21 protein-coding genes are annotated in these 23,985 nt (G+C 55.4%); 7 read left to right on the top strand and 14 right to left on the bottom strand.

The genetic code is table 11. The features are described 5' to 3' along the window. Window positions 1–3,771: an autotransporter assembly complex protein TamB gene (tamB, locus tag PanJK_RS07845; protein WP_265298687.1), complete on the bottom strand. Its 3,771-nt coding sequence runs from the start codon at window positions 3,769–3,771 to the stop codon at window positions 1–3. Beyond that, complete coding sequence (tamA, locus tag PanJK_RS07840) at window positions 3,768–5,507, bottom strand: autotransporter assembly complex protein TamA (protein WP_265298685.1); 1,740 nt, start codon at window positions 5,505–5,507, stop codon at window positions 3,768–3,770. Before tamA ends, tamB begins: the two co-directional genes overlap by 4 nt. A gap of 452 nt (window positions 5,508–5,959) precedes the next feature. Here tamA and PanJK_RS07835 point away from each other — a divergent pair, with 452 nt between their 5' ends. Further along, complete coding sequence (locus PanJK_RS07835; RefSeq protein ID WP_256697574.1) at window positions 5,960–7,297, top strand: hemolysin family protein; 1,338 nt, start codon at window positions 5,960–5,962, stop codon at window positions 7,295–7,297. Between the two features lie 77 nt (window positions 7,298–7,374). Here PanJK_RS07835 and PanJK_RS07830 read toward each other — a convergent pair whose 3' ends face one another. Continuing rightward, window positions 7,375–7,581 (bottom strand): DUF1107 domain-containing protein, encoded by a 207-nt coding sequence (locus PanJK_RS07830; protein WP_007892150.1) that lies wholly within the window; start codon window positions 7,579–7,581, stop codon window positions 7,375–7,377. A gap of 314 nt (window positions 7,582–7,895) precedes the next feature. On the opposite strand from PanJK_RS07830, the gene PanJK_RS07825 reads away from it, so the two are divergent. Next, a complete protein-coding gene (locus PanJK_RS07825; protein WP_265298682.1) occupies window positions 7,896–8,459 on the top strand; it encodes a YtfJ family protein in 564 nt (187 codons plus the stop codon). A 34-nt stretch (window positions 8,460–8,493) separates the two neighbouring features. Here PanJK_RS07825 and cysQ read toward each other — a convergent pair whose 3' ends face one another. After that, window positions 8,494–9,240, bottom strand: coding sequence for a 3'(2'),5'-bisphosphate nucleotidase CysQ (cysQ, locus tag PanJK_RS07820; protein WP_256697575.1), 747 nt, complete (start codon window positions 9,238–9,240; stop codon window positions 8,494–8,496). 293 nt (window positions 9,241–9,533) lie between these two features. Here cysQ and PanJK_RS07815 point away from each other — a divergent pair, with 293 nt between their 5' ends. Further along, window positions 9,534–11,480 carry a bifunctional 2',3'-cyclic-nucleotide 2'-phosphodiesterase/3'-nucleotidase gene (locus PanJK_RS07815; protein WP_265298679.1) on the top strand — a complete coding sequence of 649 codons (1,947 nt, stop codon included), beginning with the start codon at window positions 9,534–9,536 and terminating at the stop codon, window positions 11,478–11,480. Window positions 11,481–11,514: 34 nt separating this feature from the next. Here PanJK_RS07815 and fklB read toward each other — a convergent pair whose 3' ends face one another. Further along, on the bottom strand, window positions 11,515–12,135 hold the full coding sequence (fklB, locus tag PanJK_RS07810; RefSeq protein WP_008103590.1) for an FKBP-type peptidyl-prolyl cis-trans isomerase: 621 nt from the start codon (window positions 12,133–12,135) through the stop codon (window positions 11,515–11,517). Window positions 12,136–12,352: 217 nt separating this feature from the next. Between fklB and PanJK_RS07805 the strand changes: the two genes are divergently transcribed. After that, window positions 12,353–13,006 (top strand): LysM-like peptidoglycan-binding domain-containing protein, encoded by a 654-nt coding sequence (locus PanJK_RS07805; RefSeq protein WP_321161843.1) that lies wholly within the window; start codon window positions 12,353–12,355, stop codon window positions 13,004–13,006. 56 nt (window positions 13,007–13,062) lie between these two features. Here PanJK_RS07805 and rplI read toward each other — a convergent pair whose 3' ends face one another. Genes rplI through rpsF form a run of 4 tightly spaced genes read right to left on the bottom strand, consistent with a single transcriptional unit; the run spans window position 13,063 to window position 14,503 of the window. Continuing rightward, entirely contained in the window at window positions 13,063–13,512 is a 450-nt protein-coding gene (gene rplI, locus PanJK_RS07800) for a 50S ribosomal protein L9 (RefSeq protein ID WP_008103594.1), read from the bottom strand. Window positions 13,513–13,551: 39 nt separating this feature from the next. After that, on the bottom strand, window positions 13,552–13,779 hold the full coding sequence (rpsR, locus tag PanJK_RS07795) for a 30S ribosomal protein S18 (RefSeq protein ID WP_002210155.1): 228 nt from the start codon (window positions 13,777–13,779) through the stop codon (window positions 13,552–13,554). A 4-nt stretch (window positions 13,780–13,783) separates the two neighbouring features. Continuing rightward, the gene (priB, locus tag PanJK_RS07790; protein WP_007892027.1) at window positions 13,784–14,101 is read right to left on the bottom strand and encodes a primosomal replication protein N; all 318 of its coding nucleotides are present in this window, start codon (window positions 14,099–14,101) and stop codon (window positions 13,784–13,786) included. Between the two features lie 6 nt (window positions 14,102–14,107). Next, on the bottom strand, window positions 14,108–14,503 hold the full coding sequence (rpsF, locus tag PanJK_RS07785; RefSeq protein WP_256697577.1) for a 30S ribosomal protein S6: 396 nt from the start codon (window positions 14,501–14,503) through the stop codon (window positions 14,108–14,110). A 386-nt stretch (window positions 14,504–14,889) separates the two neighbouring features. On the opposite strand from rpsF, the gene PanJK_RS07780 reads away from it, so the two are divergent. Then, window positions 14,890–15,096, top strand: coding sequence for a hypothetical protein (locus PanJK_RS07780; RefSeq protein ID WP_061720184.1), 207 nt, complete (start codon window positions 14,890–14,892; stop codon window positions 15,094–15,096). A 47-nt stretch (window positions 15,097–15,143) separates the two neighbouring features. Here the strand turns inward: PanJK_RS07780 and yjfP are convergent, their stop codons facing one another. Further along, window positions 15,144–15,893, bottom strand: a complete 750-nt coding sequence (gene yjfP, locus PanJK_RS07775; protein ID WP_265298671.1) for an esterase — start codon at window positions 15,891–15,893, stop codon at window positions 15,144–15,146. A 158-nt stretch (window positions 15,894–16,051) separates the two neighbouring features. Here yjfP and PanJK_RS07770 point away from each other — a divergent pair, with 158 nt between their 5' ends. Both PanJK_RS07770 and bsmA read left to right on the top strand, forming a co-directional pair. Further along, entirely contained in the window at window positions 16,052–17,983 is a 1,932-nt protein-coding gene (locus PanJK_RS07770; protein WP_265298667.1) for a methyl-accepting chemotaxis protein, read from the top strand. 54 nt (window positions 17,984–18,037) lie between these two features. Further along, on the top strand, window positions 18,038–18,364 hold the full coding sequence (gene bsmA / locus PanJK_RS07765) for a biofilm peroxide resistance protein BsmA (RefSeq protein WP_265298665.1): 327 nt from the start codon (window positions 18,038–18,040) through the stop codon (window positions 18,362–18,364). On the opposite strand, the gene PanJK_RS07760 is transcribed toward bsmA, so the two are convergent. The 4 genes from PanJK_RS07760 to nsrR form a co-directional block, all read right to left on the bottom strand. Further along, window positions 18,338–19,966, bottom strand: coding sequence for an isovaleryl-CoA dehydrogenase (locus PanJK_RS07760; RefSeq protein WP_265298663.1), 1,629 nt, complete (start codon window positions 19,964–19,966; stop codon window positions 18,338–18,340). The two genes, bsmA and PanJK_RS07760, sit on opposite strands and share 27 nt — an antisense overlap. Before the next feature lie 83 nt (window positions 19,967–20,049). Continuing rightward, entirely contained in the window at window positions 20,050–20,784 is a 735-nt protein-coding gene (rlmB, locus tag PanJK_RS07755; protein WP_265298661.1) for a 23S rRNA (guanosine(2251)-2'-O)-methyltransferase RlmB, read from the bottom strand. A gap of 108 nt (window positions 20,785–20,892) precedes the next feature. Further along, window positions 20,893–23,343: a ribonuclease R gene (gene rnr, locus PanJK_RS07750; protein ID WP_265298659.1), complete on the bottom strand. Its 2,451-nt coding sequence runs from the start codon at window positions 23,341–23,343 to the stop codon at window positions 20,893–20,895. 16 nt (window positions 23,344–23,359) lie between these two features. Continuing rightward, window positions 23,360–23,803 (bottom strand): nitric oxide-sensing transcriptional repressor NsrR, encoded by a 444-nt coding sequence (nsrR, locus tag PanJK_RS07745; protein WP_256697585.1) that lies wholly within the window; start codon window positions 23,801–23,803, stop codon window positions 23,360–23,362. Window positions 23,804–23,985 lie beyond the last annotated feature (182 nt).

The following is a 23,985-nucleotide window of genomic DNA, read 5'->3' as shown; positions in this document are numbered from 1 at the left end:
CTAAAACTCAAACTGATAGAGCAGATCCAGTGCCTGATCGAGACCCGACACGGCTTCTAAATAGAGTTTGGGCATCAGGCGATAACGCAAGGTTAAGGTCGCCAGTGAATCAAATATGCCAACACCGTATTTTACTTGTAGACCCGGCAACACGTAACCACTCACCTGCACCTGCTGGCTATCGCCTACGCCAGCGGTATCAACCGCGAGATTACTGACACCAAAGGTCTCGCCGATTTTACCCACAACCTGACCACTTTGCGCAACCCCCAATCCAACAAGCGCGGAAGTTAATGCGTTGCTGTCGCCATCGCTGTTGAGTCCCTGGCCGCGTAACAGGTAAGAAAGCGCTTCCTGCTGCGACATCGCCGGATCGGAGAACACTTCCACTTTCGGCTCATCCGCCAGCCCGGTTACCCGTAATCCGGCGGTGACATCGTCTTCGGTGGCCTCTGGATTACGGATCGCCTCGAGATTGACGTAAGGCTGATCTGGCGGCCCAGCGAACTGCAGCTCACCTTTACGCACCACCAAATCCTGACCATACGCATGGAAGCGGCCGGATGGGATATTGATCTGGCCGTTTAAGCCTAAGCCATTTTTATCCTGCACCAGTTTGAGATCGCCATTCAGCTTGGCTTTCAGGCCAAACGCCGAGAGCCGTACATCATTGCCGACGTGGATCACCAGATTGCTGTTGATCGGAATCGCGGCGGTTTTCGGCTTAATCGGTTTGAGATTTTGATCCAGCATCACCTCATCAGAAGAGACGCCGGTGGCGCTTTCCGGCACTTCCTGCACGGTAATGCGTGCCCACGGAATATCCACTCTGCCGTCGAGGCTGAATGCGGCTGGCGTGGCCTCAAACACCAGATCCGGCGAGACATCCATGCGCACCATCGGCGGCACGGTGACGCGGATACGGCTGCCTTGCGCCGCCACGCGCGCGCGCCAGTTATCCAGCTGGCTCCAGTCGGCGTTACCGCTCAGGTTAAGATTGCCCTGCGCCGTCTGAATCATGCCGTTGAGCGTTGAACTCATGCCGTTGAACACCATGTTGAGATTGGCGGCGGTGAGATCGACCGGCATAAAGCTGCCATCGACATCCACATCGCTCAGCCCCAACTGACCAAACACCTGCGGCTGCTGCAGCGTGCCGCCAAGGCGCAGATTGCTGTTCAGATTGCCTTTGATTTTCTCGCCCTGCATCAGCGCCGGATTCAGCATCGCCAGCGAAATATTGCTGATGCCGATGTTGCCCGACAGCTGACGCCGGTTCTCCGGATCGGCGATCTGCACATTGCCGCTCAGCTGGCCGTTGTTGACGATATGGATCAGCCAATCAAGCTGGGCGCGACCGTTACGCAGCGCGGCATTCAGGTTCAGCGTATCGAAGGCGATCGGCAAGGTGTTGCCCTGCACGTCCTGCTCCACTTTCACGCCGCTGCCTTTCAGCGCGACGGTGCCGGTTGGCAGCGCGCCGTCGGCGGTCCAGTTGACGCGCGCATCTCCGCTGAATACGCCGTTGAGTTTGGTGGCATCGGTGAGGAACGGTTTGATCATCGCCAGATCGAAGCGATTGAGCACCACATGCGCATGTCCGCTGGCACCGGCTTCAATCGGTTCCGGTACGCACAGCTGCGCGTTCGGGTTCTGCCAGCAGTGCGGCCCAATGGTGGCGCTTTGCTTGCTGTTGAGGTAATCAATCGCCATCGCGCGCGTCAGGCGCCATTCGCCCACTGGCGTGTCGAAACGCGTGTTGTTGAGATTGCCTTGCCAGCGCTCCGTTTTGCGATCAAAGCTGCCGTTCAGCGCCAATTGACCGGAAACCGGTTCGCCCTGCACGTCGAGCTTCAGTTGATGCTGCTTTTCGTTGCCGTCGGCGTTCAGCGTCAGCAGATTCACTTTCAGCGCGTCCTGCTGCAATTGTTCCACACGCAGTTGCAGCTTACCGGCGATCTGATCGCTGGATTTCACATCGCCCTGTAACGCCACGCGACGGATTTGCAGCTGCTGCCAGCGCAAACCGGTAGCGGTGAGATCGGCCAGCAGCTGCGGCGCCTGCAAGGTGCCGCGCGCTTTGATGGTGCCTTTGGCGACACCGCCCAGACCCGGCAGCGCGTTATCCAGATTTGGCGCATCAATGTTGGCATCGAGGTTAAGCGTGTCGCCCAACTCGCCTTTCACATCCAGATGGTTGCGACCCAGCGCAATGTTCAGGCCGGGCACTTTCCACTGGTTGTAGCTGTTGCCACTCAAGGTACCTTTGGCGCTCACCGCGTTCTGTTTGACGTTCCCTATCAGCTCCAACTGCGGCACGCTGAGCTGCCATGTTCCGCCGTACAGGCTGCCGCGCGTGGCAATTTTGCCATCCAGCTTCGCTGGCCAATCCGGGTACTGTTTGGCGGTGTTGATGCCGGACAGCGTCAATTCGCTGCGCCAGCTGATGGCTTTGCTCCAGTCCACTAGCGCCGTCAGATCGATATTGCCCTGCAGCGCCGCCACGCGCAGCTTATCGAGCTTGAACTGCTGTTCGTTGCCTTTGCCGTCCAGCGCAATGGTCGCGGGCGGCACGCCTTCGCCTTTCACTGCGGTGCGCAGCGACATCACGTAATCGGTGGCTTTGCCTTTGAACTGATAATCGAGATTATCCGCCTGATACTGCACCGCGCCGGTGAGCGGCCAGCGCAGCTGCGGGCTGGTGAGTTTCAGCGCCAGCGGCAAACCGGCGACCGCAAGTTGCGTGGTCGCATCCAGCTGCGCACGCACCGGACCGGAAAGATTCAGCCCGAGTTTCAGCTCATCGCGCATCGCGCCCGCAAGGTTCATTTTGATCGTCTCGCCCTTGATCGGGTCGAGATTGAGCGTGCCGTTGAGCACGAAATTCACCGGCCAGTTATCGGCCAACGTCGCTTCACCGCTGGCGTTCACCTGCCCTTGCGGCGAATCGACATCGAAGGTTTCCAGCTGCAGATGACGATCGGCGGTTTTGGCTTTTAACAACAGACGCGTAATGGATACGTCGGTATCGCCGGTAATACGCAGCTGTTCACCCAGCAGTTCCTGCACGGTGATATCCAGCGGCAGCTGGAAGTCCGGCATGTCTGGTAACAGCGGCTTAGCAAACATGGCTTGCAGCGTTTCGCCCAGCGGCTTTTCATCCGGCTGCGGCTGCTGCACTTTTGGCTGCACCACTTGCTCATCTACCACTTTGGCCGCTTTCGGCAGCGCAATCAGCAGGCTTTGGATATGGGTTGGCGTCAGCGTCAGCGCGCGATCCTGCCACTGCAGGCCAGTAGTGAAATCGAGCAGGGAAATCGCCGTGTCATCAACTTTAACGTTGATGTTGTGCAGGCCAACTTTGCTGAGCGTAATCGGATACGGCGTGCTGAGATTGGTGCTGCCGCTCTGCTCTTCCGGCGGCGGTGCGCTGGCCGGCGCCATTTTTTTGCTATCCACCACCACGCTGACATCCTGCAGCGCGATGTCATTCACACACACCGACGAATGCAGCAGGCAGTTGAGATTCAGCGCCAGATGGAAACGTCCGGCATCCACGCTGACGCCCGGCATTTCATACTTCACGCCGCTGAGCGTCAGGTCGCGCCAGCCACCTTCAACCTGTTTGATCGACAAACCTGGCACCCAACGATCGGCGCCTTTCAGCAGCAGATGCAAACCCGGCGTGGTGCCCACCAGAAACGCGATGCTGCCAAACAGCAGCACCAGAAAAATACCGATGCCAATCAGGACCTTTTTCCACAGCTTCATAGTTCAGGCCCCAATCCTACATAAAATTGCAATCCATGCTCCTTGTCGTCACCAATTGGCCGCGCGATATCAAACTTGATCGGCCCTACCGGAGATGACCAGCGCACGCCGAAGCCGGCGCCGGTTTTCAGGTTACTCTGCTTGATGTCGTTGACCGCTTCACCGGAATCGACGAACACCGCGCCCCACCATTTGCCGGTCACGTTGTATTGATATTCAAGTGAGCCGGTGGCCATTTTTGAGGCGCCGGTCAGCTTGCCGTTGTCATCACGTGGCGATACGTCTTTGTATTTGTAACCGCGAATACTGCGGTCGCCACCGGCGAAGAAGCGCAGATCCGGCGGCACTTTGTCGAAGTCGTTGGTTTCGATCCAGCCAACATTGCCGCGCGCCACAAAGCGATGCTTATCGGCGAGCGTGCGAATCCAGACGTTTTGCGCCTGCAGGATGACGAAATCAACGTCCGAACCCCATGTGGTATCCGACACGTCGACCGAGTAACGCTGCGAATCGCCCCACGTCGGCATCAAACCGCCGCGCGAACGGGTGCGGTTGAGGCTGACGCCCGGATAAAGCAGCATGGTGGTGTTGGTGACGCTGGCCTGGGTAAAGTGATCGAGGCTCCAGCGCAGGTTAATTGCTTTCTGCCAGCCGCTGCTGCTGTCCCAGTTACGCGACATCGCCAGCGTGGTGGTATCGGCTTTGGTGTCGTTGAGATCGGTGCGCTTCACGCCGCCAGAGAAGGTGTAATACTGCTCGAGCGGACTTTTCAGCAACGGGACTTTGTAGCTGAGATCGAGCTGCTGCTCCGGCGCAGAGACGTAGGCGCTGGCGGCCAGGCTGTGGCCGCTGCTGTTGATCCACGGTTTTTTCCACGTGCCTTTAATGCGCGGCCCGACATCGGTGGAGTAACCAACGCCGGTTTCAATGGTGTTTTCCACGCGTGGCGATACCACCGCATTCAGCGGCAGCACTTTGGTTTGACGGCCTTTATCAAATTCAGGCGCAACCACCACCGAGTTAAACCAGCCGGTGGCCGATAAACGGCGGTTGAGTTCCGCCAGATCGCGCGAGCTATAGTGATCGCCCTTTTTGAACGGTACCAGATTATGCAGATAGGCTTCGTCAATTTGCGAACCCTGGAAACTCACATCGCCGAAACGGTAACGGGGGCCGCTATCGTAATTGATGTCCCAGAAGGCTTCGCGCCGTTCGACTGATACGCCAAGCTGGCTTTGCTTAAAGTCACCGTCGAAGTAACCATTACGCAATGCCAGGCTGGAGAAGCCATTCTTAAATTTGTCGTAGTCGCCGTGATTGAGCTGCGTACCGACTTTCGGCGTGCCCTGTTTGACCCAGGCTTGATAATCCTTGTCGGTGCGGGCTTCACCTTCAATCACAATGGTGCTGCCGCCGATCTTGACCGGTTCGCCAGGCTTAACGTGCGCGATCAATACCGGACGGCCACCTTGTGGCGGTGCCGGGCGCGATTCGAAATCGATCTCAGGTTCGTAATAACCGAGCGCACGCAGGCCTTCTTTGATCGCCTCTGCAACACGCGCGCGGAAACGGCCGTCGTTCGACACTTCGTCACTGCCGATAGTGGACAAGCGTGCCCTGACGTTCTTCTGTAAATCCCCGCTAAGACCGTCCAACTGCAAGCGCACTTTGGCTGCCTCAACGGCAGGTGCAGCAAGCAACAGGCTGGCCAAACAATAAATATGAAATCGTGGCACACGTACTCCTGTTAATAATGCCGGCCCCTATTCCGCAGGGGCGTTTATTCTCTGGAAGGGTATCACCACCGCGCGTGTACCCATCAGCATAGCCGCCTTTTTTCTGCCTATCGGCTTAAACCCAGCGACTAAGCCAAATTGTGACCTATTGTCGGTAAATGGCATAAACGATACAACAACCAAGCGGCGCTTCTGCTAATTAGAGCTGTTCACTCGGATTAATCCGAGCGCTTATCATGCCCCTATAGCGGCATGATAAGCGCTGCTGCTATAATCAGCGACCAGCAGGCCTCGCCTGCATCTTTTTCTGCCCCGACGTTAACCTTATCTTGTCGATATGGCGCAGACATTTTTGGCACGGATAGCCTGTTTGACTGGCAAGTACCGGATGTACGCCCACTCCCGCGCTGCCCAGGCCAAAAATGACAAGTGATTAACCCAACGGATCTTTTATGCTCGATAGCTTGCTTGTCATTCTTTTACTGATCGTCATCAGTTCATTTTTTTCCCTTTCGGAGATCTCGCTGGCAGCCGCCCGTAAGATCAAGCTGAAGTTGCTGGCTGACGAAGGCAACATCAATGCCCAGCGCGTGCTGAAGATGCAGGAACAACCTGGCATGTTCTTCACCGTGGTGCAGATTGGCCTGAATGCCGTCGCCATCCTCGGCGGTATCGTCGGCGATGCCGCCTTCTCGCCCGCCTTTAATAGCCTATTCAGCCGCTTCATGGCACCCGAATTGGCTGAACAGCTCAGCTTTATCTGCTCCTTCACTATTGTGACCAGCCTGTTCATTTTGTTTGCTGACCTGACACCAAAGCGCGTCGGCATGATTGCCCCGGAAGCGGTGGCGCTGCGCATCATCAACCCGATGCGCTTCTGCTTAGTGGTGCTGCGTCCGCTGGTGTGGCTGTTCAACGGCCTGGCGAACGTCTTCTTCCGCCTGTTCAAACTGCCGATGGTGCGGAAAGACGACATCACCTCCGACGATATTTATGCGGTGGTAGAAGCCGGTGCGCTGGCGGGTGTGCTGCGTAAGCAGGAACATGAGCTGATTGAGAACGTGTTTGAGCTGGAATCGCGTACCGTGCCGTCATCGATGACCTCGCGCGAGAACGTGGTGTGGTTCGATTTACACGAAGATGAAACCACGCTGAAAACCAAAATCGCTCAGCATCCGCACTCCAAATTTATTGTCTGCGATGGCGATATCGACCACATCGTGGGCTATGTCGATTCCAAAGAGCTGTTGCTGCGCGTACTCGGCAACCAAAGCCTGACACTCAACAGCGGTGTAAATATTCGCTCTGCGCTGATTGTGCCGGATACGCTGACGCTCTCCGAAGCGCTGGAAAGCTTCAAAACCGCCGGTGAAGACTTCGCGGTGATCATGAACGAATACGCGCTGGTGGTCGGCATCATTACCCTGAATGACGTGATGACCACGCTGATGGGCGATTTGGTGGGCCAGGGTCAGGAAGAGCAGATTGTCGCGCGTGATGAGAACTCATGGCTGGTAGAGGGCGGCACGCCAATTGATGACGTGATGCGCGTGCTGGATATCGATGATTTCCCGCAGTCTGGCAATTACGAAACCATCGGCGGCTTCATGATGTACATGCTGCGCAAGATTCCGAAGCGTACCGACTTTGTAAAGTTTTCCGGCTACAAGTTTGAAGTGGTGGATATTGATAGCTACCGCATCGACCAGTTGCTGGTTACGCGTATTGATGAGCGTCCGCCGATGCTGAATGTGACCAAGAATGCGCTGGATGAAGCAGAGTCATCGTAGGGTCGCCATTCTTGGCGTTCAAGCCAACAACCGCACAAAAAACTGAGGGCGCCATCGGCGCCCTTTCTTATGCTTACTTAGTTGTACTCGGCTTGCAGCCGCAACACCTGGCGATTGATTTCTGACATCACGCTAAGATGCTGTTTATCTTTGACACGCGGCAACATCACTTTGCCCTTATCAAACTCGAACGCGCCCACATCCTTGATGTACAACCTTCCTCTAAATAGCGTTTTTACATATTTCGCAATTTGCAGCGGATTATAGCGCTGGAAGATCTTCATGCTGTTTAACTCCTGAAAATGTTTAATACGCTCCGTCGTGACCAAATTTGGTACGAACCCATGAAGCGCAAATGAGGCATAACTATAGAGCATCCTTTCTTACCCATGTTCCGAAAAGGTGAATTATTTACTGAATTGACACATCATTACAGAATACTCTGTTATCAGCCTCACGAAACCCAGTATAAACCTTCACTCATTATGGAATTGTGGCATAGGTTGCAAACCTGTTAACTCATTGCGACAGACGCATCATCCATGCCTAATATTGCAGAAACATGAATAACTGGTCGGATCACCAAGGAGTTTGATAAATGCATTTGAGACACACTGTGATAGCACTGGCGCTGCTGCTGCCTGGCCTGGCTTCGGCACATGCATTCAAACTGGGTGAACGCGTGCCCGCTGTTGGCGTTAACGACAAAGGAGAGCTGGTTTATCAACAAGATGAAGATAAGTTTAGCTACAAATCCTGGAATAGCGCGCAGCTGAGCGGAAAAGTTCGCGTCATCCTGCACATTGCCGGCCGCTCTTCGGCTAAAGAGCAGAACGCTGCGTTGATTGAAGCCATCAAAGCCGCGCATCTGCCGCACGATCGTTATCAAACCACCACTATCGTCAATACCGACGATGCGATTCCTGGTACCGGCATGTTTGTGCGCAGCAGCATTGAGAGCAATAAACAGCAGTATCCGTGGTCGCAGTTTATCGTCGATAGCAACGGCAGCGCGCGTCAGGCCTGGCAGCTGGAGAAAGGGGGATCGGCGATTGTGGTGCTGGATAACACCGCACATGTGCGTTACGTCAAAGATGGTCCGCTGACGCAGGATGAAGTGCAGCAGGCGATGAAGTTAATTCACGAGTTGTTGCAGAAGTGAGTGGAGGTCGCCATAAATGGCGACCCTACAGATCTTAAAACAGTGAGACGCGGAAACCGGGATTGAGGAACGATTCGCGCGGGGCGTAATCGAGGGTTTTGCCCTGCCAATCGTGGACATGCGCGCCGGCGGCAATCGCCACCGCATGGCCTGCGCCGGTATCCCAGATGTTAGTCGGCCCGAAGCGCGGATAAAGTTGCGCGCTGCCTTCGGCTACCAGACAGAACTTCAGCGATGAACCAATCGCGGTGGTTTGATGCTCGCCAAGCTGATGCAAATACTCCTGCAACTCCGTGTCGCTATCAAAATGCGAACGGCTAACCACCACTAACGGTGGGCGCGCTTCACGCGCATGAATCTGCGTCTTCTTGCCGTTCTCTTCTTTCCATGCTTTACCTTCCGCTGCCGAATACATCACGCCCAGCACCGGCGCGTACACCACGCCCAATACCGGTTTGCCGTTTTCGATTAGCGCGATATTCACCGTGAACTCGCCGTTGCGCTTGATGAACTCTTTGGTGCCATCCAGCGGATCGACCAACCAGTATTTCTGCCAGTGCTGACGCACATCCCAGCTCGGCGGATCTTCTTCAGACAGCACCGGCACCTCCGGCGAAAGCACCTTCAGGCCTTGCACAATCACGCGATGCGCCGCGAGATCGGCCGCGGTGACTGGAGAATCATCCGACTTGCGGGTCACATCAACCGGCTCTGCGCCGTTGTATACCTGCATAATGGCATCGCCCGCATCTCGCGCCAGCTGACAAATTTTATCTAACATTCTTTACCTCTTTTCCGCTGATTCTGCCTGTCAGACACCAACCGCCTATCTGCTGTTATTTTAGCAGTTGTCATTCAACAGCCTGCGACTGCGCTGTCTGCTGTGGCAATCTATATGAATATCAATACCATAGTTCATCAGCGGCGGCTATGGCGGGATGCTGAATACGCTATCACGGCGGCGTGACGGCAGATATTGGATGAAAGTCCGAGCTCCATCACAAATTGAAATGATAATTCGTCATGGTTTTACATTATTTTGAGAGGCCCATTGGACCGAACAAGGAGCAAGCGATGTTCAAAGCGAGCATGTCGTTATTGGCACTCTGTATTACTGCCGCCACGGTACAGGCTGCTACGGTGGATCTGCGCATTCTGGAAACCACCGATCTGCACAGCAATATGATGGATTTCGATTATTACAAAGATACGCCGACGGAGAAGTTCGGCCTGGTGCGCACCGCCACCTTAATTCAGCAGGCACGCGCCGAAGCGAAGAACAGCGTGCTGGTCGATAACGGCGATATTATTCAGGGCAGTCCGCTGGGCGATTACATGGCGGCGAAAGGGCTGAAAACGGGCGAAGTGCATCCAGTGTATAAAGCGATGAACACGCTGGATTACGCGGTCGGAAACCTCGGTAATCATGAATTCAATTACGGCTTACCTTATTTGCAAAAAGCGCTGGCCGGCGCGCGCTTTCCTTACGTCAATGCCAACATTATCGACGAGAAAAGTGGAAAACCGCTGTTTACGCCCTACTTAATCAAAGAAACCACGGTAACAGACCGTGACGGCAAGCCGCATACGCTGAAAATTGGTTACATCGGCTTCGTTCCGCCGCAGATTATGGTTTGGGATCGTAACAATCTGCAGGGAAAAGTACGGGTTGATGACATCACTGAAACAGCGAAGCGTTATGTGCCGGAAATGCGCGCAAAAGGTGCTGAAATAATCATCGCTATTCCACATTCCGGTTTGAGCAGTGAACCCTATCACGCCATGGCAGAAAATTCGGTTTACTACCTCAGCCAGGTTCCAGGCATCAACGCCATCATGTTCGGCCACGCTCATGCGGTGTTCCCGAGTAAAGAGTTCGCGGCGATTAAAGGCGCTGATATCGCTCAAGGCACGCTCAACGGTGTTCCGTCGGTGATGCCTGGCATGTGGGGCGATCATCTTGGTGTGGTCGATCTGGTGCTGAATAACGAGGGGGATAAATGGCAAGTCACGCAGGGCAAAGCCGAAGCACGCCCAATTTATGACAGCGCGGCGAAAAAATCGCTGGCCGCTGAAGATGCCGATCTGGTGAAAGTGCTTGAGCAGGATCACCACGCCACACGCGAGTTTGTTGCCAAACCAATCGGTAAATCTGCCGACGTGATGTACAGCTACCTGTCGCTGGTGCAGGACGATCCCACGGTGCAGATCGTTAATAACGCGCAGCGCGCTTACGTTGAGCATTTTACTCAGGGCGATCCTGATCTTGGTCGCTTGCCGGTACTTTCCGCCGCCGCGCCGTTTAAAGCCGGTGGCCGTAAAAACGATCCCGCCAGCTATGTCGAAGTGGAAAAAGGTAATCTCACCTTCCGTAACGCCGCCGATCTCTACCTCTACCCCAATACGCTGGTGGTGATGAAAGTCAGCGGTGCGCAGGTGAAAGAGTGGCTGGAGTGCTCAGCGGCGCAGTTTAATCAAATCGATCCGCAGAGCAGCAAACCGCAATCGCTGATTAACTGGGATTTCCGCACCTATAACTTCGATGTGATCGATGGCGTGCAGTATCAAATCGATGTCACACAATCGGCGCGCTATGACGCGGAATGTACGCTGATCAACAAAGGGGCTTCGCGCATTAAGGATCTTAGCTGGCAAGGCAAGCCTATCGATCCTGATGCCACTTTCCTGGTTGCCACCAATAACTACCGCGCTTACGGCGGCAAGTTTGCCGGTACCGGCGATAAGTATGTCGCCTTCGCGTCGCCGGATGAGAACCGCTCGGTGGTTGCCGCCTATATCAGCAGCGAAACCAAAGCGCATGGCGAAGTGAAACCGCAGGCGGATCACAACTGGCGTTTAGCACCGATTAATAGCACCACGCCGCTGGATATCCGGTTTGAAACCGCGCCTGGCGAAAAAGCGACGACGTTTATTGAGCAGCATGCCGATTACCCAATGAAAGCGGTGGGCAGCGATGAGATAGGTTTTGCGTTGTGGCAGGTGGATTTGCAGAAGAAGTGACAATTAAGGGCGGCGATGGCCGCCCTACAGCTACTTACAGAATTTCCAGCAGCTCAACTTCGAAGATCAGGGTGCTGAATGGCGGGATAGAGGCGCCCGCACCGCGCTCGCCGTAAGCGAGGTTGTGTGGAATCGCCAGTTCCCACTTGGAACCAACTGGCATCAGCGTCAGCGCTTCAATCCAACCCGCGATTACGCCGCTAACCGGGAATTCTGCCGGCTCGCCACGCGCGACTGAGCTGTCGAATACGGTGCCATCGATCAGTTTGCCGGTGTAATGCACGCGCACACGATCCTGACGTGAAGGGATTGGACCCTCGCCCTGGGTGATGACGCTGAACTGCAGACCGGTTTCGGTGCTGCTTACGCCTTCGCGCTGTGCGTTCTGCTCAAGGAAAGTCTGACCTTCTGCCGCCATCGCTTCTACACGCTCACGACGCACGCCTTCTGCGCGCTCGTGCACTTCACGCAGTGCGCGATGTACCACGTCAACCGGGACGGCCGGTGAGTTCCCTTCCAGCGCGTCGCGCAGGCCGGCGAGCAGTGCTTCTGGCTGCAGACCCTGCAGTCCAGACTCTTGCAGCTGCTGGCCTACCTGTAAACCGATACCGTAACTTGCTTGTGATTCGACGCTGTCGAATGAAGGGGTCGTCATCTTGATTCCTTAATCCCGGAGAAAAATAGAACCGGCAGCATACCAGCGCGGGCGGCTGGCGTAAAATCTCACGCGCCGCAGATGACATTTCCCGGCGAAACGGAAACAATACAGCGGTCAAATTTTTCAATGCTGCCAGGCACTTCCTGTCAGCATTGCTCATACTATAGCTGTGGCGAGGTTTTCACCTGCCACCGTCGGACACAAGAGAGAATACATGGGCCAGATCGCCCCACGACGTCGCAGGACGCGCGCACCGCGTACTTTATTACCTTGGTTGCAACGTTGGCTGCCGCGCATTCCGCGCAAAGCCGCCAGCGAGGAGGATTCACGAATGGCTTCCGATCACCCTTCCCGCGTTCCCGCCGCACTGCAGCGCGTCTGGCATTTGCTGGATGATGTGCGCTGGATGGATCCGCTGCCCGCTTTGCATCGTCGCGGCATTGTCATTGCCCTGCTGGTGCTGCTGCTGGCGTTTCTCTGGCCAAGCAGTACGCCGCAGTATCCGGTTGAGCGTCCGGCGGACAATAGCGCAAAAGAAGTGCCGATGCAGGCGGAGATTTACGATAACAATCAGCAGCAGAACACGCCGCCGAAAACCGATTCACAGGGCGAATGGCGCACCTACAATGTGGCATCAGGCCAGACGCTGGCGCAGCTGTTCCGCGACAACAATTTGCCGGTGAATGATGTATTTGCCATGGCGCGTGTCGAAGGTGATGGGCAGCCGCTGAGCGCGTTACAGAATGGTCAGCAGGTGAAGATTCGTCAGAACGCGCAAGGCGTGGTGACCGGTTTAACGGTCGATGGCAGCAACGGTCCGGTGCTGTTTACGCGTCAGCCGGATGGCAGCTTTATCCGCGCTCAGTAAAACGCAGAAACAAAAACGCCGGCGCAAGGCCGGCGTTTTCGCATTACCGAGTGAACTTACTCAGCAACTACATTCACAACCAGTTTAGCGAAGACTTCGCTATGGATCTGGAAGTCAACTTCGTGCTCACCGGTGGTGCGCAGTACGCCTTCTGGAAGACGAACTTCGCTTTTAGCCACTTCAACGCCAGCTGCAGTTACTGCATCAGCGATGTCACGGGTACCGATGGAACCGAACAGTTTACCAGCGTCGCCTGATTTAGACGCGATGGTTACGTTGCCCAGTGCATTGATTTTCTCTGCACGTGCGTTAGCAGCAGCCAGAACGTCAGCCAGTTTGGCTTCCAGTTCAGCGCGACGTGTTTCGAAGAACTCAACGTTTTTCTTGGTAGCAGGAACAGCTTTACCCTGTGGAACCAGGAAGTTACGAGCGTAGCCCGCTTTAACGTTAACCTGATCACCCAGGCTGCCCAGGTTTGCTACTTTATCAAGCAGAATAACTTGCATTACCTTATCCTCTTAAAGTCGTTAATGGACAACTACCGATTACTGATGACGATCAGTGTACGGAAGCAGGGACAGGTAGCGAGCGCGCTTGATGCAACGAGCGAGCTGGCGCTGGTATTTTGCACGAGTACCGGTAATACGGCTCGGGACAATTTTACCGCTTTCGGTAATGTAGTTTTTCAGTGTAGCGATATCTTTGTAATCAATCTCTACAACGCCTTCCGCGGTGAAACGGCAGAACTTGCGACGACGGAAATAACGTGCCATTTGGCTAGTCTCCAGAATCTATCAAATCAATCTGCTCGGCATGTAACACCATTCTGCTCTGACCATTGCGTGCCTGATGGCAGCTAATAAAGCCTTCGAGAGTGAGTTGCGTGCCGACCGTTATATGTTGAGTAATCACCTGATGGGTGCTGCCGCTGATAATCACCGGCATTTGACACCAGGCTTGCCGGTGGAAACCGGCTTCCTCTTGCACAGAACGATGCTCAAGCACGAACTGGCAGTGAGGAATCCCTGACGGACTGACTTTTCGAACCGGCGTCTTGCACACAGTGCCAGACAGGCGCAGTCGATTTGCCGTCATGTCGGATTACTCTTCAGAATCCCCAGCTTCTGAGTCATCAGCCGATTCGTTAGCAAAGTCTTCGCGGCGATCACGACGCTCGTCTTTAGCTTTAACCATCGGAGATGCTTCAGTTACCGCGTGCTTAACGCGCATAACCATGCTGCGGATAACGGCGTCGTTGAAGCGGAAGTTAGTTTCCAGCTCGTCAATCACTTCCTGCGGTGCTTCTACGTTCAGCAGAACATAGTGCGCTTTGTGCAGTTTGTTGATTGGGTAAGCCAGCTGACGGCGGCCCCAGTCTTCCAGACGGTGAATCGTGCCCTGTGCACCGGTGATAGCACCAGTGTAACGCTCGATCATACCTGGAACCTGTTCGCTCTGGTCAGGGTGGACCATAAATACGATTTCGTAATGACGCATCGATAGCTCCTTACGGATTATTCAGCCTCCTGTCAGGGTCAGCTGCGGCCCACGGAAGCAAGGAACGTTATAGGTTGCGAATCATTTAAAAATGAAACACACCTCTGAATGCAGCTGAAAAATTGACGCGTAATCATACTGGCGTCCTTGTGGAAACTCAAGCGCACATTTCATCAAATGGCGACTATCGTGCCAGCAGATGCGGCTTTTTGTGCTAAATGAGGTGTCTCAGTGAGTTAGCGGGCGTTTGATCAAATTCTCTGAACAAGGCGTTCAATGGGACGATCTGGCGGCAGGTTGGTTAAGAACTACACTATTTACAGGCGCAACGAATAATCCTATTTGCCGCGTCTGAGAGTGCAATCCCTGTGAGTCTGGAGTCGATTATGAAAATGATCATTTTCGCCACTTTACTGGGTCTCTTCCTGTCTCCACCCGCTTTTGCCAGCTCCGCTGACTATGCGCAGCAGATGAGAAGTAACAGCAACGCGGCATCAGGCTATGTCTACGTTAATCGGTTGGATGCGCCTGCAAGCAGTAACCCAGTCAGTGCCAATACCAGCGCCGCCGAACGGTTGTCATCACAACTTTAGTTCGGCAACATAAACGGGCTGGCGCCAATCACGCCAACCCGCATTTTTTATAAATGGTGTTTAAAGAAACTGACCAGCGCCGTCAGGGCCGCAGGTGTGATTTTGTGGCCGATGTTCTTTTCGGAAAGCGCGGTCACCTGTTGATTGAGTCCCGCCTCGCCTAACGCTTTCTGTAGACGCGCCGTTTCGGCAAAGGGCACCACTTCATCCGCTTCGCCGTGCCACAGCAGCAAAGGTCGATTCGCCAGTTTCTCCAGTTGCTCGCTGGGATCGTACGGCGCCAGCGGCGCTAAGCGCGCGGCAAAAGCTTCTTTCTGTTCTGGCGTGCGCGCCACCAGCGGCGGAAACAGCGTATGACTCAGCTGCATGAAGTAGCCGGAACCCATTAAACACGCCACGCTGTGGATTTGCGGATAGCGCGCCATTGCGCCCAGCGCGGTCATGCCGCCCATCGAGGCGCCCGCCACGGCAAAGCGCTCATCGGCAATCCAGTCGTTATCGCGCAGCGCCTTCTCCAGCAACGGCACTTCATCGATGTTCTGTTTGAGGATCTCCCAGAAGTGGGTCATACGTGCATCGGTATCGCCGTTATAACGCGCGCCGTGCATGTCCGCATCGGGCATGATCACGCGGAAACCGGCCTGCGCCAGCGCCACGGCAAAGTAGCTGTAAACCTCTTTTGATGAGGTAAAACCGTGATAGAACAATACCGTCGGCAAGCGCGCCTGGCGCTGACCAGCCGGTGATGCGTGAATACATTCGATGCCTGCCAGATGCTCCGTTGCCAACTCAATCATACCGCCTCCATTGAGAATGATTATCACTGGACTCAGTGTAAACGCTGCGTGACAAAATGCGAGCCACTTCACATTAAGTTTGAATAATTTCAGCCCTAAACATTTAGCCCGTTTTGCCGTTGATCTTGTACCCCTTCAATAATCTCAAAAGGTACTTTATGAAGCGTCTTTCTCTCAGCGCCATGGGTCTCGGAATCAAGCTGTCTGTATTGACGTCTTTGAGCGTGGCAATTGTGCTATTTACTCTAACCTTAACCCTGAGCCATAACGCGGCACGTCAGCTGGAGCAGCTGGCAACCGATGATATGCAGAATCAGGTGCAAGGCATTAATGAAATGGCCACCATGTTCAACGCCACGCTGTCGGAAGAGGTGGCGAATTACACCAAACTGTTCCAAAGCTTCCTGCCAAAACGTTTTAGCCGTGATGACAGCGAACGTGTTCAGGTGGGCGAATTCAGCACGCCAACACTGCGAGCGGGATTGAAAACCCTCAACCTCGATCAAATCGCGGTGGATGATTTTCTCGATCGCACCGGTGCGGTTTCCACCATCTTCGTGCGTGATGGCGAGGATTACATTCGTATCGCCACCTCGCTGAAAAAAGAGGATGGCAGCCGCGCGGTGGGCACCAAACTGGATCGCAGCAGCGCGGCCTGGCGCAGCATCAACCAGGGCACGGTGTATCGCGGCCTGGCGACGCTGTTCGGCCATCGTTACATCACGCAGTATCAGCCGGTGCAGGATAGCAGCGGCACGGTGATCGCCATCCTGTTCGTCGGGGTGCAGATCGATGCGCAATACGCGCTGATGCGTGACAAAGTGTTGGCGCGCCATCTTGGCGACAGCGGCACCTTCTCGGTTTTGAACGGTGCGCCGGGCAGTAGCCAGGGCCAATATCTGTTTGATCGTCACGCTGAAGGCAAACTGCCGCGCTGGGATAACGCCACGCAGCAGCAACTGCTAAGTCAGCCGAAGGGATTAGTGGCGGTTAAACTGGATGGCGAAACCAAACTGCTGGCGTGGCAGCAGCTTCCTGGCTGGAACTGGGTTATTGCCGGCGAAGTGAGCCGTGCCAGCCTGCTGGCACCAATCACGCACAGCCGTAACCTGTTTATGGCGATTGGGCTGGCGCTGGTGATCGTTTTTGCCATCGGCTTTATGTGGTACAGCCGCCGCGCCATCACGCGTCCACTGCAACAGGTGATTCATCTGGCAGAACAGTACGCCGCCGGTAATCTGCAGGCACATCTCGACTCTTCACGTCGTGATGAGATTGGTCAGTTGGTCAGCGCGATCAATGGCATTGGCGATGGGCTGGAGAAAGTCGTCAGTCAGGTGCGTTCGGCGGCGCGTGAAATCAGCAGCGGCACCGATACCATCGCCGCCAGCAGCTCCAGCATCAGCGAGCAGATTGGACGTCAGGCCAGCAGCGTGGAGGAAACCTCGGCCAGCATGGAGCAGTTTGGCGCGACTGTGGCACAAACCGCAGCCAATGTGCGTCAGGCGATGGCGCTGGTCGGTGAAGCGGCTAACACCGTGAATCACGGCGGCAGCACCGTGGCACGTTCGGTGGAAACCATGTCGGAGATTCGTGTGGCGTCGCAGAGCATCGCCGACATCACTCACGTGATTGAGTCAATTGCCTTCCAGACCAACATTCTGGCGCTCAATGCGGCGGTTGAAGCGGCGCGCGCTGGTGAACACGGTAAAGGCTTTGCGGTGGTGGCGGCGGAAGTGCGCGCGCTGGCACAGCGCAGTGCTACGGCAGCCAAAGAGATTGATGGCTTGATTGCCAGCTCAATCGATAAAGTGGCGGCCGGCCACACGCTATCCGAGCAGACACGCGATGCGATGAGCCATATCGTCAATCACATCGAGCAGGTTAAAACGCTGATGGGCGAGATCAATATTGCTGCGCAGGAACAGGCGGCGGGCATTGGTCAGGTGAATCTGGCGATGAATCACATCAGCCAGGCCACGCATCAAAGCAGCGATATGATTAACCAGTCAGAAATTACCGCCAATCATCTGAGTAAGAAAGGTCATCATCTGACGCAGCTGGTGAGCATTTTTCATCTGAAGGACTAAAAGCCACAGGAAGATGGCTTAAACTTGAGCCATCTTCCTGCTTCAGGAGTTGCTATGCGTACTCTCTATTTGGCCTTAACACTGCTGCTCAGCGGCTGCGCCGCGTTCACCACCACGCCACAAGCTCCGCCACCACCCACGCAGCAAGCGCAGGAGATTTCACGCGCGCAAAGTGTTGGTCTGCCAAAGCTCGGCAATATCACCGCCACCACACGCGGATCGCCGGATGATGCGCAGCGCGCTATTGCCGCTAAAGCCAATCAGGCGGGCGCGGTTTACTATCAAATTCTGATGCTGGATGAAACCACCATTCCCAGCTTCTGGTACGCCACCGCCATTCTGTATGGCGCGCCGTCAAGCGGCACTGCAGCGCAACAGTAAGCGCGCGCAGAGATCGTCGCTCAATGCACGCGTGCCGCGCAGATCGAGATGCTGCTGACACCAGCCATCGGCCAGCGGCGGCTCTGCCACTTTGAGCAGAATCGCGGCACTCGCCAGCTGCAGTAATTCGCGCGTGATCTCCCGCGCCTGCCCTTCGCGCGGGTTCGCGAGCTGCCAGCGTAACTGCCGCCAGCGGCGATCAAAATGACGATTACTGCCTTTCACCGCATCAAACTCATCGTGCAGCATGGTCATCACTTCGGCGTGACGACCGAGCACGCGCAGGACATCCAGGCACATCACATTGCCGGAGCCTTCCCAGATGCTATTGACCGGCATCTCACGATAAAGACGCGGCAACTCGCTCTCTTCGCAATAGCCAATGCCGCCCAGCACTTCCATTGCTTCTGCCAAAAAGGGCATGCCCGCCTGACAGACCACGAATTTGGCGGCCGGTGTGAACAAACGTGCGTACAAGCGTTCATGTTCGCTGGCCGGTGTTGACCAGGCGCGCGCCAGCCGCAACAGCAAGGCGGTTTGCCCTTCCAGCTGCAGCGCCTGTTGCGCCAGCACCGCGCGCATCAGTGGTTGATCGATAAGGTTCTTGCCCATCACCTGACGCTGCTGAGCATGGTGTACGGCAATCGACAGCGCTCGGCGCATCTGTCCGTGGCTGCCCAGCGCGCAGTCGAAGCGCGTCATGCCGCCCATCTTGAGGATCAGCCGCACTCCATCGCCCTCTTCCCCCATCAGCCAACCGATCGCATCCTGAAACTCCACTTCTGCGCTGGCGTTGGAGCGATTGCCAAGCTTGTCTTTCAGTCGTTCGATGCGAATAGCATTGCGCGTGCCATCCGGCAGCAAGCGGGGCAGGAAGAAGCAACTCAATCCTTGTGACGTTTGCGCCAGAATCAGATGCGCATCACTTTGCGGGACCGAGAAAAACCATTTGTGACCGGTGATGCGATACGCTTCGCCCGGCCCGCGCACGCCAAGCGGTTCGGCGCGAGTGGTGCTGCTCAACACATCGGTGCCGCCCTGTTTTTCCGTCATGCCCATGCCAATCAGCAGGCCGCGCTTCTTATTGCCCGGCAGATGATGCGCATCGTAACGATCGCTGAGCAGCGCTTCGCGCCAGTCAGCGTAGGGTTCAGGCAGATGATTTTGCAGCAGCGGAATGGCAGCGTGCGTCATGGTCACCGGACAGAGCGAGCCCGCTTCCACCTGTGCATGCAGGATAAAACGGGCGGCACGCGCCACCATCGCCTGCGGCTGCACGTCGGGCTGCCAGCTGAGATTATTAAGCCGGCTGGCGCACAAGCCCTGCATCAGCAGATGCCAGGCGGGATGAAAACGCACTTCGTCGAGGCGTTCGCCGCGCGCGTTGTAGCGCAACAGTTCCGGCGCTTCGACGTTCGCTAAGCGGCCTAACTCAAGGGATTCGGCGCTGCCGAGTTGCAAGCCGACGGAAGCCAGCCATTCGCGATCCCAGCTGGCACCTTCGCGTACAACGGCCTCGCACAGGGCGATATCACGCGTAAACAGGTTACTGTTGCTGAGCGGATGGGGCTGATTGAATACGGTGTGAGTGGTCCAAATCATATAACGTCCTCCTCATACTCATTTTTCAAGTATGAAGAGGATGTGCAGTTATGCCTGGCCTGGAAAATTTTTTGCGGCGGGGATCACGCCTGACGCTGACGAACGGCTTCAAACAAGCAGACGCCGGTGGCAACCGACACGTTGAGTGATGAGACGCTGCCGGCCATTGGGATGCTGATCAGCTCATCGCAATGCTCACGCGTTAAACGACGCATGCCTTCACCTTCCGCACCCATCACCAGCGCCATTGAGCCAGTCATTTTGCTTTGGTAAACGGTGTGATCGGCTTCGCCTGCGGTGCCAACGACCCAGACGTTGTATTCCTGCAGCAAGCGCAAGGTGCGCGCCAGGTTGGTGACGCGAATCAACGGTACGTTTTCTGCCGCGCCGCTGGCCACTTTCTTGGCGGTGGCATTCAACGGTGCTGCACGGTCTTTTGGCACGATGACCGCATGCACGCCAGCGGCATCCGCGCTACGCAGGCAAGCGCCGAGATTGTGCGGATCGGTAACGCCATCCAGCACCAGCAGGAACGGCTTCTCAAGGCTCTGCAGCAGATCCGGCAAATCACCTTCCTGATACTGCTTGCCTGGCTTCACGCGCGCCACGATGCCCTGATGCACGCCGCCTTCAACCTGACTATCAAGCCATTGACGGTTCGCCACCTGCACCGGGATTCCCTGAGCTTCCAGTGCGAGGATCAGCGGCTGCAGGCGACGATCTTCGCGGCCTTTAAGGATAAAGACTTCCTGAAAACGCTGAGGATCGCGCTCCAGCAGCGCCTGCACGCTATGAATACCAAAAATTATTTCACTCATTACTTTGCTCAAGGTTGGATTTAGATCGTTGAATACGGAGGTTCAGGTGCGCATTGATGCGCACCCTACAACGGTTTCGTCAGGTCGCCCTGCAAGGCGACCTAACTATCAGGCTTCGTCAGGCTGCTTCTTCGACGCGCGCTTGGACTTGGTGGCGGCGGCGATTTTACGGGTTTTCTCGGAGACTTTTTTGCCTTTTTTCTCGCTTTTAGCCGGTTTCTCAGCAGCGGCAGGCTTTTTCTTCTCGCCACGGAACGCGGAATCAGGCTCGAAAGTGCCCTTCTTACCGGCATCACGACGACGCTTAGCTGGCGGTTTGCCGCCGCGTTTCTCACGCTCGCGCTCGGTTTTGCCTTCGCCGCGCGGTACACGCTTGCTGGAAATCAGCGCGAAGTCGATTTTACGCTCGTCCATATGTACCGCATCAACGCGCACTTCTACCGCATCGCCCAGACGATAAGTGCGACCGCCGGATTCGCCAATCAAACGCTGGCCCACCGCATCGAAGCGATAATAGTCATTATCCAGCGTCGAGACGTGCACCAAACCATCGATAAACAGATCGTTGAGACGTACGAAGAAACCAAAGCCAGTCACGCTGGAGATTACGCCGTTGAACACGGTGCCAACCTGATCCTGCATGAAGTCACACTTCAGCCAATCAGCAACATCGCGCGTGGCTTCATCAGCACGGCGCTCGGTCAGCGAACAGTGCTGGCCCAGCTGCAGCATTTGCTGCATGTCGTAGTGATAACCGCCGGTCGGCGTGGTGATGCCATCGACTTCGCCGCGCTCTTTTGCCAGCAGATATTTGATGGCGCGATGCAGCAGCAAATCCGGATAGCGGCGAATCGGCGAGGTAAAGTGCGCATAAGACGCCAGCGCCAGACCGAAGTGCCCCCGGTTTTCAGGATCGTAAACCGCCTGTTTCATCGAACGCAGCAGCATGGTTTGCAGCATTTCCGCGTCTGGACGATCGGCCACTTGTTTCAGCAAGGCGGCATAATCGGTCGGATGCGGCTTAGCGCCGCCCGGCAGGCTTAAGCCCAGCTCGTTCAGTACGGTACGGAAGCTTTTGATGCTGTCTTCGCTTGGACGATCGTGATCGCGGAACAGCGCAGGCTCTTCATTTTTCTCAACAAAACGCGCCGAGGCGATGTTGGCGAGAATCATACATTCTTCAATCAGCTTATGCGCATCATTGCGTGAGGTGCGCTCAACGCGCTCAATGCGACGCTCGGCGTTGAAGATGAACTTGGGTTCATCGGTCTCAAACGAAATGCCGCCACGCTGCTCACGCGCGGTTTCCAGCACCTGATACATGTTGTGCAACTCGTGCAGATGAGGAACCTGCGCCGCGTATTGTTCACGCAGATCGGCATCACCTTGCAGAATGTTCCACACTTTATTGTAGGTCAGTCGCGCATGGGAATTCATCACCGCTTCATAGTGTTTGAAACCGGTAAGTTTGCCGCTGGAGGAGATGGTCATCTCACACACCATGCACAAACGATCAACCTGCGGATTCAGCGAGCACAAGCCGTTGGAGAGAATCTCCGGCAGCATCGGGATAACCTGCGACGGGAAATAGACCGAGGTGCCGCGCTGATGCGCTTCATCGTCCAGCGGCGTGCCCGGACGCACGTAATAGCTGACGTCGGCAATGGCCACCCACAAACGCCAGCCGCCGCCGCGCTTTTTCTCGCAGAAAACAGCATCATCAAAGTCACGCGCATCTTCACCATCAATGGTGACCAGCGGCAACTTACGTAAATCAACACGCCCAAGCTTCGCCTCTTCCGGCACTTCTTCTTTCAGCTTAGCGATCTGCTTCTCAACTTCTTCCGGCCATGTGTGCGGGATTTCATGGGTGCGCACCGCCATATCGACCGCAAGGCTGGTGCCCATATCGTCACCCAGCAGCTCGGTCACTTTGCCGATCGCTTTGGTGCGACGCGTCGCACGTTGGGTGATTTCAACCACCACCACTGAACCCATACGCGCGTTAAGCGTTTCTTCTTGCGGGATCAGGATGTCGAAACTCAGGCGGCTGTCATCCGGCACCACAAAACCGGTACCTGCATCGGTAAAGTAGCGGCCGACGATCTGGCTGTTACGTGGCTCAAGCACGCGCACCACGCGCGCTTCACGACGACCTTTACGATCGGCGCTGCCCGGCTGCGCCAGAATTACGTCGCCGTGCAGGCAGAATTTCATCTGTTCGGCTGAAAGATAGAAATCATCCTTCTGGCCTTCTACGCGCAGGAAGCCATAGCCATCGCGATGGCCAATCACTTTACCGCGAAGCAGATCAAGACGTTCTGGCAGGGCGTAACATTGACGGCGAGTAAACACCAGCTGACCATCGCGCTCCATAGCGCGCAGACGACGACGCAGCGCTTCCTGCTGCTCTTCGCTGGTGATATTCAATTCCTGCGCGATGTCATCGCGGCTGGTCGGCTTTTCGCGTTTTTCCAGCAGTGCCAGAATAAATTCGCGGCTTGGAATTGGGTTTTCGTATTTTTCAGCTTCTCTATCCTGATAAGGATCTTTTGACATTACGGTTCCTCCGATGTCATTTAATTTGGATTGCCACCGGCGGTTCGGACAATAAAAGTTGGTACAGCGAATCGTTATCTTTGACCAAATCGGCCAGCGTATACTTGTCCAGTTCCTTGAGGAATAGCTGGACCGCATCGTGCAATGCTTTACGCAAACGACAGGCCGGCGTGATCACACACTCGTCGCAGTTCACGAGCTGCAACGGCTCCATTCTTCGCACCACATCGCCAATGACGATTTTTTCCGGGTCCATGCCTAAACGAATTCCGCCGTTTTTACCGCGTGTTGCGGCGACAAAGCCAGCCCGGCTCAGTTGATTGATGATTTTAACCATATGGTTACGCGACACCCCGTAGGTATCGGTGACTTCGGTAATGTTGGTCTGCTTACCTGCCGGTAACGTCGCCATGTAAATCAGGGCACGCAGACCATAATCGGTGAAACTTGTTAGCTGCACATATACCTCAGTGAATCATCGAACGTTATGGTTATGCGCCGGTCGGCGTGATGTTTAAATATGATGATAAACCAGAGCGTGGTGGCCGGTGCGTTTTTTCTGGCAAGTATCGATATCTGCAAGAAAAAATAGAGTGAGTGGAGTCAAAGATTAGAAATACAAAGGCCGGACAGAGTCCGGCC

This window comes from Pantoea sp. JK, from assembly GCF_026130245.1.
Lineage (GTDB): Bacteria > Pseudomonadota > Gammaproteobacteria > Enterobacterales > Enterobacteriaceae > Pantoea > Pantoea trifolii.
Note: the sequence above shows the minus strand (reverse complement) of the source record. Positions and strands in the feature narration are given on the sequence as shown.